Annotated in this window: 2 pseudogenes; one reads left to right on the top strand and one right to left on the bottom strand. The window is 42.1% G+C overall.

The annotated features are described in order from the left end of the window. Nucleotides 1-264, top strand: a pseudogene (gene istB / locus R7Z49_RS27560) (IS21-like element ISVch3 family helper ATPase IstB); the annotation flags it as partial. Nucleotides 265-291: 27 nt separating this feature from the next. On the opposite strand, the pseudogene R7Z49_RS27555 reads toward istB, so the two are convergent. Next, nucleotides 292-518 (bottom strand): annotated as a pseudogene (locus R7Z49_RS27555) (hypothetical protein); the annotation flags it as partial.

The following is a 518-nucleotide window of genomic DNA, read 5'->3' as shown; positions in this document are numbered from 1 at the left end:
AAAGCTCTACTAATCCTCGACGACTGGGGGATGGAAAAGCTAACCCAAGAGCATGCAGGTCACTTATTAGAAGTGCTTGAAGATCGTTACCAAAACAGCAGCACGATCGTCATCAGTCAGTTACCTGTAAAGGAGTGGTACAACATGATCGGTAACGCCACTGTCGCAGACGCTCTAATGGATCGGCTGGTACACAATAGTCATCGAATAGAACTAGGAGGTGAGTCGATGAGAAAACTGGCGCAATCCGATCACTTAGAGTAAAAATAGGAAGAGAGAAAAACGGCAGGATCAGGTGATCGGAATAAACCGAAACGAGCGATCGCAATCACCGAAATACGCACGATTAACATTTAATTCAGTTTGATAGGTATTTAATGTTATTTCTTCTCGTAAACACCACCTTAACTCTGAAACGCTAAGAACTCTATTTGAACCAGGCTCAGGCATTGAGAATGTGAGCTTGTTATTATTATTGATTGTGTTTTTATCGGTTCGAGGAACTGTTATTCTTTCAG

This window comes from Vibrio sp. 1562 (genome assembly GCF_033340155.1).
Classification (GTDB): Bacteria; Pseudomonadota; Gammaproteobacteria; order Enterobacterales; family Vibrionaceae; genus Vibrio; species Vibrio alginolyticus.
This window is presented reverse-complemented; position numbering and strand designations above follow the sequence as displayed.